Source organism: Mycobacterium colombiense CECT 3035 (assembly GCF_002105755.1).
Classification (GTDB): Bacteria; Actinomycetota; Actinomycetes; order Mycobacteriales; family Mycobacteriaceae; genus Mycobacterium; species Mycobacterium colombiense.
Window position 1 is genome coordinate 4567802 of sequence record NZ_CP020821.1, and the last position, 14367, is coordinate 4582168.

Below are 14367 nucleotides of genomic sequence, written 5' to 3' on the forward strand. Positions count from 1 at the left end.
TAGGAATCGTGCGAATTGACCACCACCGCTGCCACCGAAACCGGTATTGAAGTCGTCCCCCTGTCGGGCTGGACAGGAGCCGTGATCGACGGTGTCGACCTCTCGGCGCCGCTGAGCGAAGCGGACAAGGCCACCATCCGGTCGGCTTTGCACAAGTGGAAGGTGGTGTTCTTTCGCGGCCAGGAGCTGGACCACGCCGCGCAGATCGCCTTCGGGGCCCAGTTCGGTGAGGTCACCGCGGCTCATCCGTACGAAGGCGATTCCGCGCCTGATGGTTTCCCGCAGATCCATACCGTGTCCGCGGCCGCCTACGACCGTCGATATGGATCGGAGTATCGCCATAAGGAGGGCTGGAACGGCCCGAACTGGCATGCCGACGTGACACCGCTGATCAACCCGCCGTCGCATTCGATACTTCGCGCCGAAGTGGTTCCGCCGTACGGCGGCGACACCCTTTTCACCAATGTCGCCGCTGTCTATCAAGGCCTTTCGCCGTTGGTTCAAGGGTTCCTCGACGGGCTTCGCGCCGAGCATCGTTTCGGGGCCACGTTGTCGTTCGAGCGCAGCGGCGCAAAGATCGGTGACCTGGTTCGCAGCAATCCGCTTGCGTCGATCCATCCGGTGGTCCGGGTGCATCCGGAGACCAACGAGAAAGTTGTCTACGTCAATCAATTCTTCACCCGGGAGATCGTCGACCTGTCGCCCCGCGAAAGCCGGCACGTCCTGGACCTGTTGTTCGAGCAGATCGCCCGCCCGGAATATTCGGTCCGGTTCAAGTGGGAGCCGGGAAGCGTTGCGTTCTGGGACAATCGGGCCACGCTGCACCTTGCGCCGCGCGATTACGAACATCTCGGCGAAGAGCGGGTATTGCACCGGATCACCCTGGTCGGCGACATCCCTTTCGGGCCCGACGGGCGCCGCTCGGAGCCGCTAGAGGGGGACTTCTTCGTGGCTGCGTGAGCCATGCGTGCGCCCGTGCGCGGGTGAGCCGAGCAGGGCGGCCAGGAGGCCGACCGCCGCCACGACCGTAGTGGTCACCGCGACCGGCCACAGCGCCCCGCCGAAGTGGCCGACCACCGAGGTGAGCAGCAGCGGAATGAGTCCGCCGATGATGGTGGAACTCTGGCCGGACAGGGACATCCCGGTGTAGCGCACCCGGGCGGGGAACGAGGCGGCGAGGTATTTGGGCAGCGCGCCCCAGATGACCCACAGTGGCGCTCCGATCAAGCCCTCCGTGATCAGCAGCGCCGGCAGCGTCGGCGAGGCGGACAGCAGGGTCAGCAGCCCGGCCGCCGGCAGCACGAGCAATGCCAACAGACCCGTGCGCACCACTGTGCTCGCGCCGACGCGGTCGGCCAACCAACCGCCGAGTACCGTCAACGCCCAGAACACGGTGACATGCACCGCGGAGATGCCCAGCAGCACCGAAGACGACTGCAGGCCAAGGGTTTTGGTGCCATAGCCGGTGAGAAACACGGTTTCGATAAAGAAGGGAACCGTGACACCGCCGAGATACACCGCGAAGCAGATCAGCATGGTGCGACCGTGCTGACGAACCGCTTCCCGCAACGGGAACGGCGACAGCTCGCCACTGCGGCGCAGCGCGGTGAACTCCGGCGACTCGATCACCCGCAGCCGGATGAACAGGCCGACGACACCCAGCGCGAGGCCGAAGAGAAAGGGCGCCCGCCAACCCCAGGCCACGAAGCTGTGCTCGCTCAGCGTCGACGCCAGGATGAACAGCGATCCGGTGGCCAACCCCTGGCCCAGGGCGGAGCCGGTCTGCACCAGCGATCCCCAAAAGCCGCTCCGGTGTTGGGGGCTGGTCTCGGTGACCACCAGAACCGCTCCGGCCCACTCGCCGCCCAGCCCGACTCCCTGCAGGAAACGTAAGACGACTAGCAATGCGGGCGCCACCCAGCCTATTGCGGCGTAGCTGGGAAGCAGCCCGATCAAGAATGACGGGATCCCCATGATCAACAGCGTGGCCACCAACATCTTCTTGCGGCCGAGGCGATCACCCAGGTGCCCGAACAGCACTCCGCCCAACGGCCTTGCCACGAAGCCCACGGCGAAGGTGCCAAGCGCGGCGAGCACTCCGGCCGTCGAGGAAGCGCGCGGAAAGAACAGCGGACCGAAGACCAGGGTGGCCGCGAAGCCGTACAGGAAGAAGTCGTACCACTCCAGCACGCTGCCGGCGAGGCTGGCCAGGGCCACCCTGCGCATGCCCGGTCGGGCTTCCCCGGCATCGGGCGGACCCGAAAGACCGGTGCTTTCCTGGGCTGCAATCGTCATTGAGGGTCTCCGATGGTCGGCCGGCCGGACTCGCGCGCAAGCGCCGCGACGAGCGAAAAGAGCGGCGCGAGTGGGGCACACAGAGACCGCGACTGGAACGATCGCCCGCCGACCTTATCTTCATCGCAATGACGCCTCGGGGCGATCCGAGCGCGCTCCGGCGGGATTGTCCGACCGGCGCGCTCGCCCAGCTCAGCGCGGTTTTGTCCGGTCGACGACGGTTGGAATCAGATTGAACGCAAGTGATCTTTCCCAGGCGGTCGACGGCCGGCGCACCGCGCGCGAAAAAGACTGCAGCACAACAAGATCAGCTGGATCCAGGCGTGCGACCCGCTCGGGCGCGCAGCACCGCGCGCGGATACTCGCCCCCGTCGTCGGAAACCTCGACGTCCACGTCGTCGAACCCGGCTGAGCGCAGCGCATCGACAACCGGTGCGGGGTCGGGGATCTCGCGGAAGGGCAGGCTGGCCGCCACGTCCTCGGCGTAGTGGTGCCCTGCCACATGGGGATTCAGCGAAATGTCGGCGATCAACAGCCCACCCGGGGCCAACACCCGGCGCCATTCCGCGAAGGCCCGCTCCGGCTCCAGCACGGTCCAGATGAAATGCCGGGCCGTCACGGCGTCGAAACTCGCGTCGGCGAACGGCAGCTGCTCGGTGACGCCCTCCACGAACGTGACCGCCGCCCCGCCCTCGGCGGCCTTGGCGCGCGCCCGCGCCAGCATCGCCTCGGAGGCGTCGACGCCGGTCACCTCGTGGCCGAGCTCGGTCAGCAACAGGGCGACAAAGCCCGTGCCGGTCGCGACATCGAGCACCCGCGACGCCGGGGGGATCGGGCGCACGGCGTCGGCCCATCGTCGGCGTTCGGGCTCGGAGGAGATGCCGTGCGCGGCCCGCTGGTCGTACTCGGAGCCCTCCCGCTCCCAGAACTCGCGGATCGCCGTGCGGGCGACCGGCAGGCTCGCATTGTCATCGGGCATGAGCACCTCTCGGGGACAAGGGCATTCGGCGACCCAATACTGCAGCCCGCGCGATCATCACCGCAAGGCACGGCTGACCATCCCGGCGGGTAACCTGACGCGGGTGGACTACGCCGGAGCATTCCTCGACGAGAACCGGGCCTTCGCGGAGCTGTTTGAGGACGCCGACGAGTCGACGCCGGTGCCCACCTGCCCGGACTGGACGCTGCGCCAATTGTTCCGCCATGTCGGCCGCGGCGACCGCTGGGCGGCGCAGATCGTGCGCGACAAGCTCGACAGCTACCTCGACCCACGCACGGTGGAGGCCGGCAAGCCGCCGCCCGATCCCACCGGCGCCATCGCCTGGCTGCGCGGCGGGGCCCAGCGGCTGATCGACGCCGTCGAGCTGACCGGCGTCGAAACACCGGTCTGGACGTTCCTGGGGTCGCGCCCGGCGAACTGGTGGGTACGCCGCCGGCTGCACGAGGTCGCGGTGCATCGGGCCGACGCGGCGATCGCGCTGGGCAGCGAATTCACCCTGGCTGCCGACGTGGCCGCCGACGGCATCACCGAATGGCTGGAGCGCGTCGCGATCCAGGCGGGCGGCCAGGGCGCGCCGCTTCCGCTCGAGGAGGGCGACTCCCTGCACCTGCACGCCACCGATCCAGGGCTGGGCGAAGCCGGCGAGTGGACGATCGCCGTCGAGGGGGGCCGGATCGTCTGGTCGCACCAACACGGCAAGGGCAGCGCCGCGCTGCGTGGTGGCTCCACCGAGCTGCTGCTGGCGATCCTGCGCCGGCGGCCGCTGGCCGACACGGGCGTGCAACTGTTCGGCGACGACGTGGTGTGGGAGCGCTGGTTGGACCGTACGCCTCTCTAGCCGCGGGGCCGCACGGTAACTTGCACACCATGACCACATCGGAGATCGCCACCGTTCTGGCATGGCACGACGCCCTCAACAGCGACGACATCGACACGTTGACGGCGTTATCCAGCGACGACATCGAGATCGGCGACGCGCACGGCGCCGCGCAGGGCCACGAGGCGCTGCGCAACTGGGCCTCGTCGCACCGGGCGAACACCCAGCTCGGTCAGATGTATGTGCACGACGGCGTCGTCGTCGCCGAACAGAAACCGGGCGGCCCCGACGGGCCGGGGGCGACCACCGACGCGCTGGCCTTCCGCGTCGTCCGGGACCACGTCACCTCGGTGTTCCGGCACGACAGCTTGGCCTCGGCGCTGGCGGCCACCGAGCTCACCGAGTCCGACGCCGTCGAATAGGCACCTCAAGGCAATAGGAGCTATCCATGCGCGGAATCATCCTGGCCGGCGGGTCGGGCACCCGCCTGCATCCGATCACCACCGGCATCAGCAAGCAGCTGCTGCCGGTCTACGACAAACCGATGGTCTACTACCCGCTGTCCACCCTGATGATGGCCGGGATCCGCGACATCCTGGTGATCACCACCCCGCACGACGCGCCCGGATTCGAGCGGCTGCTGGCCGACGGCTCGCAGTTCGGCGTCAACATCACCTACGTGACGCAGGAAAGGCCCGACGGTCTGGCCCAGGCTTTCGTGCTGGGCGCCGACCACATCGGCAACGAGCCGGTGGCTTTGGTGTTGGGGGACAACATCTTCTACGGCCCGGGGCTGGGCACCAGCCTCAGCCGCTTCCAATCCATCAGCGGGGGAGCGGTTTTCGCCTATTGGGTGGCCAACCCGTCGGCATACGGTGTCGTCGAGTTCAGCGCCGACGGCACGGCGCTGTCGCTGGAGGAGAAGCCCAAGACCCCGAAATCCAACTACGCGGTGCCGGGCCTGTACTTCTACGACAACGACGTGATCGAAATCGCCAAGGGCCTCAAGAAATCGGCGCGCGGCGAGTACGAGATCACCGAGGTCAACCAGATCTACCTGAACCGGGGCCGGCTCTCGGTCGAGGTGATGGCCCGCGGCACGGCCTGGCTGGACACCGGGACGTTCGATTCGCTGCTGGACGCCAGCGATTTCGTGCGGACCCTGGAGCGACGGCAGGGCCTGAAGGTCAGCGTCCCCGAGGAAGTGGCGTGGCGGCGCGGCTGGATCACCGACGAGGAGCTGGCCGAGCGCGCGCACAGTCTGCTCAAGTCCGGCTACGGCGGCTATCTGCTGGATCTGTTGGAGCGGAGCCGGTTTCAGTAGGTTTGGCCAGCACCGCGGCGATCGCCGTCGTCAGCGGGACCGACAGCGCCAGCGCGATGCCGCCCACCGCCGAGCGGGCGATCTCGATGGCCACGCTCTCGCTGGTCAGCACGTCGGTCAGCGAGCGGTTGGCGACGCTGAACAGCAACAGCAGCGGCAGCGAACTGCCCGCGTACGCCAGCACCAGCGTGTAGACGGTGCTGGCGATGTGGTCGCGGCCCACCCGGATGGCGCCCAGGAAGATCGCGCGCCGTGAGCCGCCGAGGTGGGCGAGCTCGAACACCGTCGAGGCCTGCGTCACGGTCACGTCGTTGAGCACACCCAGCGACCCGATGATGAACCCGGCGAGCAGCAGACCGCCGATCGACACGTTGCCCAGGTACGCGCTCACGGTGCTGTTCTGCTCGTCCGAGAGCCCGGTCAACTGCGCCAGCTGTATTGCCGCCCAAGACAATCCGGCGGCCAGCAGCAGCGCGGACAGGGTGCCCAGCAGCGCGGCGCTGGTCCGCAGGTTGACCCCGTGCGCCAGGTAGATGACCGCGTACAGGATGGCCGCCGACGCCACCAGCGCCACCGGAACCGCGGGTGCGCCGTCGCGCAGCGCCGGCAGCAGGAACACCACCAGCACCAGGAACGCGACCACGATGCCCACCAGCGCGAGCAGCCCGCGCCACCGCGCCACCGCCACGATCACCACCGCGAACGCGATCGCCAAACCGGTTAGCGCCCAGCCGCGCTCGAAGTCGTAGAACGCGTAGCTGGTGGCGCCCTGGTCGTCGACCTGGCGAACGAGCCGAATGCGGTCGCCCACCGCGAATTTGGGCTGGCCGGGGCCGGGGGAGGACTCCAGCAGCGTCTGGGCCCCGGCGTTGGGGCCGGAATCGATGGAGACCTGGGTCAGGACGCAGCGTCCCGCGCCGGGCGTCGCCGGCTGCGGCGCGCCGGTGAGGACCTGACTGACCGACGGGCTGCCGCAGTCGCCCGTGCCGCTGGACAGCACGTGCCCGGCCTGCGTGCTCACCGCGCCGCCGGCCGCGTTCTGCAGCGGCATCGGGATGTCGACGTGCTGTCGGCTGGGCCAGAGCACGACGGCGCCGACGGCCACCGCCACGCCGATCGCGACCAGCAACCCGACGACGATCCTGGCGGGCAACGGATCAACGGCCAGCGGGCCCTCCGACGAGCCGGCCGTGCTGTGCGAGTGCGAGTGGGTCACCCGGTCGAGCGTAGAGGCGGCCGCGCGGGGGCTTACGGTCGATAGCCGGCGAGGAAGTTGCCCAACCGCTCGATCGCGGCCGCCAGGTCGCGGGCCCACGGCAGCGTCACGATGCGCAGGTGATCGGGTGCCGGCCAGTTGAAGCCGGTGCCCTGGGTGACCAGGATCTTCTCCTGCAGCAGCAGGTCGAGGACGAGCTGTTCGTCGTCGTCGATGTCGTAGACCTCGGGGTCCAGCCGGGGGAACGCGTACAGCGCACCGGCGGGTTTGACGCAGGACACCCCCGGAATCTCGTTGAGTTTGGTCCACGCGACGTCGCGCTGCTCGAGCAGCCGGCCGCCCGGCAGCACCAGGTCGTCGATGCTCTGGTAGCCGCCCAGGGCCACCTGGATCGCGTGCTGCGCGGGAACGTTGGGGCACAGCCGCATGTTGGCCAGCAGGTTGATGCCCTCGATGAAGCTGCCGGCGTGGTCCTTGGGCCCGGTGATCGCCAGCCAGCCGGCCCGGTAGCCCGCCACCCGATAGGCCTTGGACAGGCCGTTGAAGGTGAGGCACAGCATGTCCGGCGCCAGCGTGGCCAGGTTGATGTGCTTGGCGTCGTCGTAGAGGATCTTGTCGTAGATCTCGTCGGCGAGCAGCAGCAGCTCGTGCTTACGCGCGAGCTCGACGATCTGGGTGAGGACTTCGCTGGTGTACACCGCGCCGGTCGGGTTGTTCGGGTTGATGACGACCAGCGCCTTGGTGCGGTCGGTGATCTTGGACTCCATGTCGGCGATGTCCGGCTGCCAGCCCTGGGTCTCGTCGCACAGGTAATGCACGGGCGTGCCGCCCGCCAGCGACGTCGACGCCGTCCACAGCGGGTAGTCCGGCGACGGGATCAGCACCTCGTCGCCGTTGTCGAGCAGCGCCTGCAGCGTCATGGTGATCAGCTCGGACACCCCGTTGCCCAGGTAGACGTCGTCGACGTCGAACCGGGGGAAGCCGTCGACCAGTTCGTAACGGGTCACCACCGCCCGGCGGGCGGGCAGGATGCCCTGCGAGTCGGAGTAGCCCTGGGCGTACGGCAGCGCCTGGATCATGTCCCGCATGATCACGTCGGGCGCCTCGAACCCGAACGGCGCCGGGTTGCCGATGTTGAGCTTGAGGATGCGGTGTCCCTCGGCCTCCAGCCGCGCGGCGTGGGCGTGCACCGGTCCGCGGATCTCGTACAGGACGTCCTGAAGCTTCGACGACTGCGCGAAACTGCGCTGCGGCCGGTGATGCGCCGACGGGTGCAGGGGCAGCTGATGGGTGGTCACACCGTCAATGGTGCCATCACTGTCCACTGAAATTTGCTGTCAAGCGTGAAAGACGCAGGTCAGCGCTTGCCGGGGGGACGCGCCCCACGGGCGATGCCCAGGCCTTTGACCGGTGGCTGCGACGGCGCGTCGTCGCCGTCGGTCTGCTTTGCCGGCTCCGCCTTGGGCGCCGGCTCGGCTTCGGCCTTGGGTGCCTCGGTGGCTTCGGCGGGCGCAGCCTCGGCCTTGGGTGCCGCGGCCTTGGGCGCCGCTTTCTTGGCGCCGGGCCGCTTGGCGCCCGCCGCGATACCCAATCCCTTGACCGGCGCCGCGGGTGCCTTGGCTTCTTCCTTGGCCTCGGGCTCGGCGACGGGGGCCGCTTCGGCGGTCGCCTCGGCCTTGGGTGCCGCGGCCTTGGGCGCCGCTTTCTTGGCGCCGGGCCGCTTGGCGCCGCCGGCGATGCCCAGTCCCTTGACCGGCGCGGCGGGTGCCTTGGCTTCGCCGCCGTCGGACGGGGCCTCGGCCTTGGCCGCGTCGGCTTTGGGCGCCCCGGCCGCAGGTGCGGCCTTCTTGGCGCCCGGCCGCTTGGCGCCGCCGGCGATGCCCAGCCCCTTGACCGGCGCGGGGGCGGCCTCGGTCTTCGCGGCCGCCTCGGCCTTGGCGGGTGCCTCCTCCGCCGGCGCCTCGGCGGGCGCGGTCGCCGTGGCGGTCGAGGCCTTTGGCGCCTCAGCCGCGCGCTTCTCGGCCTCCTTGGCCGCCGTGCCCTTCTCCGGCAGCGTCGCCTTGTCGTACTCGAGGGACGCGAGCAGGATCTGGGCGACGTCGAGCACCTCGACGCCGCTGCGCCCGGCCTCCTCCTGGCGGTCGTTGACGCCGTCGGTGACCATCACCCGGCAGAACGGGCACGCGGTGGCGATGGTGCTGGCCCCGGTGGCCAGCGCCTCGTCGACGCGCTCGTGGTTGATCCGCTTGCCGATGTGCTCTTCCATCCACATCCGCGCGCCGCCGGCGCCGCAGCAGAAGCTGCGCTCGGCGTGCCGCGGCATCTCGGTCAGGTTCGCCCCGGAGGTCCCGATCAGCTCACGCGGCGCCTCGTAGACCTTGTTGTGCCGGCCCAGGTAGCAGGGGTCGTGGTACGTGATGTCCTGCGACACCGGGGTCACCGGCACCAGCTTGTTGTCCCGGGTCAGCCGGTTGAGCAGCTGGGTGTGGTGCAGCACCGAGTAGTTCGCGCCGAGCTGGCGGTACTCACGGCCCAGGGTGTTGAAGCAGTGCGGGCAGGTCACGACGATCTTGCGGTCGACGGTCTCGACGCCCTCGAACAGCCCGTCCAGCGTCTCGACGGCCTGCGCGGCCAGCTGCTGGAACAGGAACTCGTTGCCCGAGCGGCGCGCGGAGTCGCCGTTGCAGGATTCGCCGGTCCCCAGCACCAGGTACTTCACCCCGGCGACGGCCAGCAGCTCGGCGACGGCCTTGGTGGTCTTCTTGGCCTTGTCGTCGTAGGCACCCGCGCACCCCACCCAGAACAGGTACTCGAACCCGTCGAAGCTGTCGACGTCCTCGCCGTAGACCGGCACGTCGAAGTCGACCTCGTCGATCCAGCTGGTGCGGTCCGACGCGTTCTGGCCCCACGGGTTGCCCTTGGTTTCCAGGTTCTTGAACAGCACCGAAAGCTCCGACGGGAACTCCGATTCCATCATCACCTGGTAGCGGCGCATGTCGATGATGTGATCGACGTGCTCGATGTCCACCGGGCACTGCTCGACGCAGGCGCCGCACGACACACACGACCACAGCACGTCGGGGTCGATGACGCCGCCCTGTTCCTCGGTGCCGACCAGCGGCCGGGTGGCCTGCTCGGGGCCGGAGCCCATGACGCGGCCGAAGCCCGACTCGGGAACGTGGTGCGCCTCGGCGTGCTGCTCGCCGGACAGCTTCTCCCCGAGCCCGCCCTCCGGGGTGCTCTCGGCGGGAGACTCCTTATTACCCAGGATGTAGGGCGCCTTGGCCATCCAATGGTCGCGCAGGTCCATGATGACCAACTTGGGCGACAGCGGCTTGCCGGTGTTCCAGGCCGGGCACTGCGACTGGCAGCGGCCGCACTCGGTACAGGTGGCGAAGTCGAGCATGGCCTTCCAGCTGAAGTCCTCGATCTTCCCGCGGCCGAATTCGGCGTCGTCGGGCGGGTTTTCGAAGTCGATCGGCTTCCCGTCGTGTTCCAGTGGCAGCAGCGGGCCGAGTCCGTCGGGCAGCCGCTTGAAGATGACGTTGATCGGCGCCGTGAAGATGTGCATGTGCTTGGAGTGCAGCACGATGATCAGGAACGCGAGCATGACCAAGATGTGCAGCAGCAGCGCCGTCGTTTCGATGATCTCGTTGGCGGGCTGCCCCAGCGGTCGCAGGATGACACCGAACAGCTGCGACAGGAAGGCGCCGTTGCCGTAGGGCAGCGTGCCGTTGTTGACGGCGGCGCCGCGCACGAACACGTAGGTGAAGACGACGTTGAAGATCATGAACAGCACCAGCCAGGCGCCGCCGGTGTGCGAGCCGTAGAACCGTGACGAGCGCCCGATCTCCTTCGGGCTGCGCATCAAGCGGATGATGGCGAAGGTGACGATGCCGAGGAAGACGGCCGTCGCGAAGAAGTCCTGCAGGAAGCCCAGCGCGTCCCAGCGCCCGATGATCGGGATGTGGAAGTTGTCCTGGAACAGCAGGCCGTAGGCCTCGATGTAGACCGTCAGCAGGATGAAAAAGCCCCACATGGTGAAGAAGTGCGCCAGGCCGGGGATCGACCACTTCAACAGCTTGCGCTGACCGAAGACCTCGGAGACCTCGGCCCAGACGCGTTTGCCGGGTTCGTCGGTGTGCCCCGGGGCCGGCTTGCCGGACGTGATCAGCTTGAACAGCCACAGGACACGCCGTGCGGCGAGTGCGGCCACGACCAGCGTCATGCCCATGCCCACGATCAGCCTGATGAGCATCTGCGTTGTCACAGAAGGTCTCCCCAATGCATAGATAATTCGGCCTGTGCTTATTTGCCTGCTTAAGCCCCGCTCATAGTTACATCTTCGCGGCTTTCAGCGCGAGAAAGGCTGCCCTAACTTGGGGTTCGTCGGCGCCTCTGGCCTGCTGGTTAATACCCGCTAACCGGATGTGAGGTTCGTCGGAGTGATGAGCGCCACCAAATTTCGTTAATTGACCCTTTGCCGAAGCCCTTTGCCGATCGCGGGGTGATTCGGACCGTCAGCGCCCGAACGGGGGCTGAAAGATGGGCCGCGAGCGCGTGGTCGTCGGGGCCGCGGTGGTGGTCGCCTGCGACGTCGTGGTGGGCGCGGCGGTCGTGGTCGTCGTGGTCGGCGGCGGCGCCGTCGTGGTCGTGGTCGACGGCTCCGGCGCGGGCGTCGTGGTGGTGGTGGCCGGCGCCTCGCTGGACGGTGGCGGCGGCGCGGGGACGACGGTGACGGTGGTGCTGTCGTTCGGCCCGGTGATGGTCACCGTCTGCGGCGGTTGGCTGGGCGGCGACGTGGGAGCGACCGGCGTGGATTTGGTCAGCAGCAGGTTGATCGCCAATATCAGGGCCACCAGCACCGCCGCGCCCGCCCCGGCCACGCTCAACACCAGGGCCGTGCGTTTGTACCAGGGCAGTTTGCCCTGGCCCTGGGCGTAGCGGCTGCCCGTCGCGTCGTCGAATTCCCGTGCCTCGTTGGCGTACTCGCCCGTGGCGTCGCGGCCGGTGTAGGGCACCGGCTCGTCGTTATCCGCGTCCTGCGACCAGGCCAGGGCGTCGTCGACGTCGGTGGCCTGCGCCCCCCAGGCGGCCTGGGTCATGTCGAGCCCGGCGGTGCCGACCATCTCGGTCGGTGTCTCCACGGCGGCGGCTGCGGCGGTCGGGGCCGCGCCCGATGCGTAGTGCGGGCCCAGCACCGCCGCACCCACCGCGGCGCTGATGGCCGGCTGGGCGGTGCTGTGCACCGGCACCCCGAAGCGCTGCCCCAACCGCGCCTTGACCAGGGGGATGTTCGCGCCACCGCCGGCGATCCCCACCGCGCTCAGCCTGGCGCTCGGAATTGCGTTGCGCCGCAACGACTCGTCGACCGAGGACAGGAAACGGTCCAGCGGGGCGGAGATGATTTGCTCGAATTCGGCGCGGGACAGCTGGGCGCCGTCGCCGGATGCCCCGGCGATCGTGCCCACCGGGGCCGTCGATAGTTGCTCCTTGGCACGCCGGCAGGCGCCGAGCAGGCGGGCCTGCGACCCGACCCGCGCGGTGCCACCGAGCATGGCGGTGCTGACGTCGGAGGCCAGCAGGTGATCCAGGACCAGCTGATCGATCGCGTCGCCGGAGAAATCGGTGTACCGGGTGGCCTGGCCGACGGGCGCAAAGCCGGCCTTGGCGTCCATCAACGTGACGGTGGTGCCGCCGGCGCCGAAGTCGCACAGCGCGACGAACCCGTCGGCGGCGAATCCGGGTGTGCCGCGCAGCGCGGCGAGCGCGGCCGTGGCATCGGACACCAGCATCGGCGCCACGCCGCCGCGCGCCAGGTCGGACTGGGCGAAGAACTCGTCGCGCAGCGCCGCGAACTGGTCTTCAGACCAATACGCGGGCACCGCGATGGTGATCGGGGTCCCGTAGCCGACCGCGCGGGCCATGGCCTCGACCGCCTCGACCGTCAGCGCCGCGCCGAGGTACTTGGTGCCGTCGGCCGCCACCAACGGCGCCCGGTCACCGACGCGCTCGACGAACCCCCGCAACACCAGGCCGGGTTCGGTGAGGTTCGGATTCTCTTCTGGCAGGCCAACTTCGGTGGGCCGCTGTTCGAACAGGGTCAGCACCGAGCTGCGGGTTATCGGGGCGCTGCCCGCGCGGGCGGCAACCAGGTTGGCCACCCCGATCGATAGCCCGAGCGACTGGCTCATCTGCTACCACCCCTGTGTCAGTTGTCCCGTTGCTGGCGCACGCTGATCCTCACCGTAGCGGTGGAACCGTGATCGGGTTCGCCACCGACTCGCTAACGCAGGCCCGGCGGCACCGTGACCGGATTCGGCACCCCGGGGATGGTGATCACCGACGGCAGCTGCGGTATGTGGTGGTGATGCGACGGCTGCTGGGTCTGTCCCCCGGTGGGCTGTTGCTGCGTCGGCTGCTGCGCAGGCGGCTGTACGGCACTGCTGCTGGGCGAGGAAGTGGTGGTCGTGGTGGTAGTCGGGGTCGTCGTCGTGGTGGTGGTCGTCGAGCTCGGCGTCGTCTTCGGAATGTGGCCGACGGTCTGCTGTCCGTGAATGAGCTCGATGATGCCGAAAACGATCAACGCGATCAGGATGACGACCGAGACCAGCCACGCGATGAGCATCTTGGGCCTGCGATACCACGGGGTCGGCTCGGCCTCCTGGTCAAACGGGTCGACGTCGCTGAATTGCTCGGATCCCTCGGGCGGGTTCGGTGGATGGCCGGCCGGCGGAACCGCGCCGGTCGGCGGCTGTTCGCTCGCACCGAAGTCGCCACCCTGCGTCGGCTGGTTGTGGAAGTCGTCGCGTGGGCCATTGGATGCCACGGGACCGATGGTACTGACCGCGCCTGCCAATCTGCAGATGCCGACCCTGCGCGGCGCATTGGTGGTTAGGTCGAGGTCGTGGATTCCCTGGTGAAGCTGTTGCGCGACACGGTCGCGGTCCGCATATCGGTCTGCGTGAGCCTCGGGGTCGCCGTGGCCGTCGTGGTGGGCAACACCGCCGGCTGGCGCTATGCGCTGGCCGGCTGGATCGTCACCGCCGGAGCGTATGCGGCCTGGACGCACCTCATCCTGCTCGGCATGGACGCCGAACAGACGTGCCGATGGGCAACGCGGGAGGATCCGACCCGGTGGGTGGCCGACGCGGTCATCCTGTCGGCCAGCGTCGCGAGCCTGGGCGGCGTCGGCTACGTGGTGGCCGCGGGCTCACGCTCGGGCCATCAGGCGCTGGCGGCCGCCGTCGTCGGCGTCCTGACCGTCGCGGCGTCGTGGGTGGCCGTGCACACGCTGTACTCGGTGCACTACGCGCGGCTCTACTACTCGGATGACCCGGGCGGCATCGACTTTCACGACCCCGAGCCGCCGCGCTTCCGGGACTTCGCCTATCTCGCCTTCACCGTCGGAATGACCTATCAGGTGTCGGACACCGAGATCGGACTGACCTCGATCAGGGCGACGGTCTTGCGCCACGCGCTGCTGTCCTACCTGCTCGGGGCGGTCGTCCTGGCGGTGACGATCAATCTGATCGCGGGGCTGGGGTCCAAGATCTCCTGAGTTCTTGGCCGAATGTCGTTTTAGTACAATACGAACGATCGCCGCGTCACCTCGGCTTTCGTGCACTTCGTGTTCCGTTTCGATGCGGAAGTCAGGCGGCAGGCCCGTAACAAGCGCCGCGCCTGCCGGGCCCGGGCGCACTGATCAGCAAGCC

The 14367-nt window shown here is 68.8% G+C and carries 12 protein-coding genes; 5 read left to right on the top strand and 7 right to left on the bottom strand.

Annotated elements, in window-relative coordinates; translation table 11 throughout:
* The first annotated feature begins 15 nt into the window (after positions 1-15).
* Positions 16-960 carry a TauD/TfdA dioxygenase family protein gene (locus tag B9D87_RS21445; RefSeq protein WP_007768701.1) on the top strand — a complete coding sequence of 315 codons (945 nt, stop codon included), beginning with the start codon at positions 16-18 and terminating at the stop codon, positions 958-960.
* Here the strand turns inward: B9D87_RS21445 and B9D87_RS21450 are convergent.
* Both B9D87_RS21450 and B9D87_RS21455 read right to left on the bottom strand, forming a co-directional pair.
* Positions 931-2295 (bottom strand): MFS transporter, encoded by a 1365-nt coding sequence (locus B9D87_RS21450; RefSeq protein ID WP_080598488.1) that lies wholly within the window; start codon positions 2293-2295, stop codon positions 931-933. The genes B9D87_RS21445 and B9D87_RS21450 overlap by 30 nt on opposite strands.
* Before the next feature lie 307 nt (positions 2296-2602).
* On the bottom strand, positions 2603-3274 hold the full coding sequence (locus tag B9D87_RS21455; RefSeq protein WP_007768697.1) for a class I SAM-dependent methyltransferase: 672 nt from the start codon (positions 3272-3274) through the stop codon (positions 2603-2605).
* Positions 3275-3377: 103 nt separating this feature from the next.
* On the opposite strand from B9D87_RS21455, the gene B9D87_RS21460 reads away from it, so the two are divergent.
* Genes B9D87_RS21460 through rfbA form a run of 3 tightly spaced genes read left to right on the top strand, consistent with a single transcriptional unit; the run spans position 3378 to position 5436 of the window.
* Positions 3378-4133 (top strand): maleylpyruvate isomerase family mycothiol-dependent enzyme, encoded by a 756-nt coding sequence (locus tag B9D87_RS21460; protein WP_040629571.1) that lies wholly within the window; start codon positions 3378-3380, stop codon positions 4131-4133.
* Between the two features lie 29 nt (positions 4134-4162).
* The gene (locus tag B9D87_RS21465) at positions 4163-4534 is read left to right on the top strand and encodes a nuclear transport factor 2 family protein (RefSeq protein WP_007768691.1); all 372 of its coding nucleotides are present in this window, start codon (positions 4163-4165) and stop codon (positions 4532-4534) included.
* 26 nt (positions 4535-4560) lie between these two features.
* Positions 4561-5436, top strand: coding sequence for a glucose-1-phosphate thymidylyltransferase RfbA (gene rfbA / locus B9D87_RS21470; protein WP_007768685.1), 876 nt, complete (start codon positions 4561-4563; stop codon positions 5434-5436).
* On the opposite strand, the gene B9D87_RS21475 is transcribed toward rfbA, so the two are convergent.
* The 5 genes from B9D87_RS21475 to B9D87_RS21495 all read right to left on the bottom strand — a co-directional run bounded on the left by B9D87_RS21475 (position 5378) and on the right by B9D87_RS21495 (position 13481).
* A complete protein-coding gene (locus B9D87_RS21475) occupies positions 5378-6652 on the bottom strand; it encodes a YibE/F family protein (protein WP_007768683.1) in 1275 nt (424 codons plus the stop codon). The two genes, rfbA and B9D87_RS21475, sit on opposite strands and share 59 nt — an antisense overlap.
* Before the next feature lie 32 nt (positions 6653-6684).
* Complete coding sequence (locus B9D87_RS21480; RefSeq protein WP_007768679.1) at positions 6685-7977, bottom strand: pyridoxal phosphate-dependent aminotransferase; 1293 nt, start codon at positions 7975-7977, stop codon at positions 6685-6687.
* Between the two features lie 32 nt (positions 7978-8009).
* The gene (locus B9D87_RS21485; RefSeq protein WP_007768677.1) at positions 8010-10922 is read right to left on the bottom strand and encodes a (Fe-S)-binding protein; all 2913 of its coding nucleotides are present in this window, start codon (positions 10920-10922) and stop codon (positions 8010-8012) included.
* A 250-nt stretch (positions 10923-11172) separates the two neighbouring features.
* The gene (locus B9D87_RS21490; RefSeq protein ID WP_007768660.1) at positions 11173-12846 is read right to left on the bottom strand and encodes an Hsp70 family protein; all 1674 of its coding nucleotides are present in this window, start codon (positions 12844-12846) and stop codon (positions 11173-11175) included.
* 92 nt (positions 12847-12938) lie between these two features.
* Entirely contained in the window at positions 12939-13481 is a 543-nt protein-coding gene (locus tag B9D87_RS21495) for a hypothetical protein (protein ID WP_007768652.1), read from the bottom strand.
* Positions 13482-13559: 78 nt separating this feature from the next.
* On the opposite strand from B9D87_RS21495, the gene B9D87_RS21500 reads away from it, so the two are divergent.
* Positions 13560-14213 (top strand): DUF1345 domain-containing protein, encoded by a 654-nt coding sequence (locus B9D87_RS21500; protein ID WP_007768651.1) that lies wholly within the window; start codon positions 13560-13562, stop codon positions 14211-14213.
* Positions 14214-14367 lie beyond the last annotated feature (154 nt).

Excerpts from the sequence above, each read along its gene's own strand:
- rfbA (WP_007768685.1), top strand. The coding sequence starts at position 4,561 with ATGCGCGGAATCATCCTGGCCGGCGGGTCGGGCACCCGCCTGCATCCG.
- B9D87_RS21455 (WP_007768697.1), bottom strand. The coding sequence starts at position 3,274 with ATGCCCGATGACAATGCGAGCCTGCCGGTCGCCCGCACGGCGATCCGC.
- B9D87_RS21450 (WP_080598488.1), bottom strand. The coding sequence starts at position 2,295 with ATGACGATTGCAGCCCAGGAAAGCACCGGTCTTTCGGGTCCGCCCGAT.
- B9D87_RS21465 (WP_007768691.1), top strand. The coding sequence starts at position 4,163 with ATGACCACATCGGAGATCGCCACCGTTCTGGCATGGCACGACGCCCTC.
- B9D87_RS21490 (WP_007768660.1), bottom strand. The coding sequence starts at position 12,846 with ATGAGCCAGTCGCTCGGGCTATCGATCGGGGTGGCCAACCTGGTTGCC.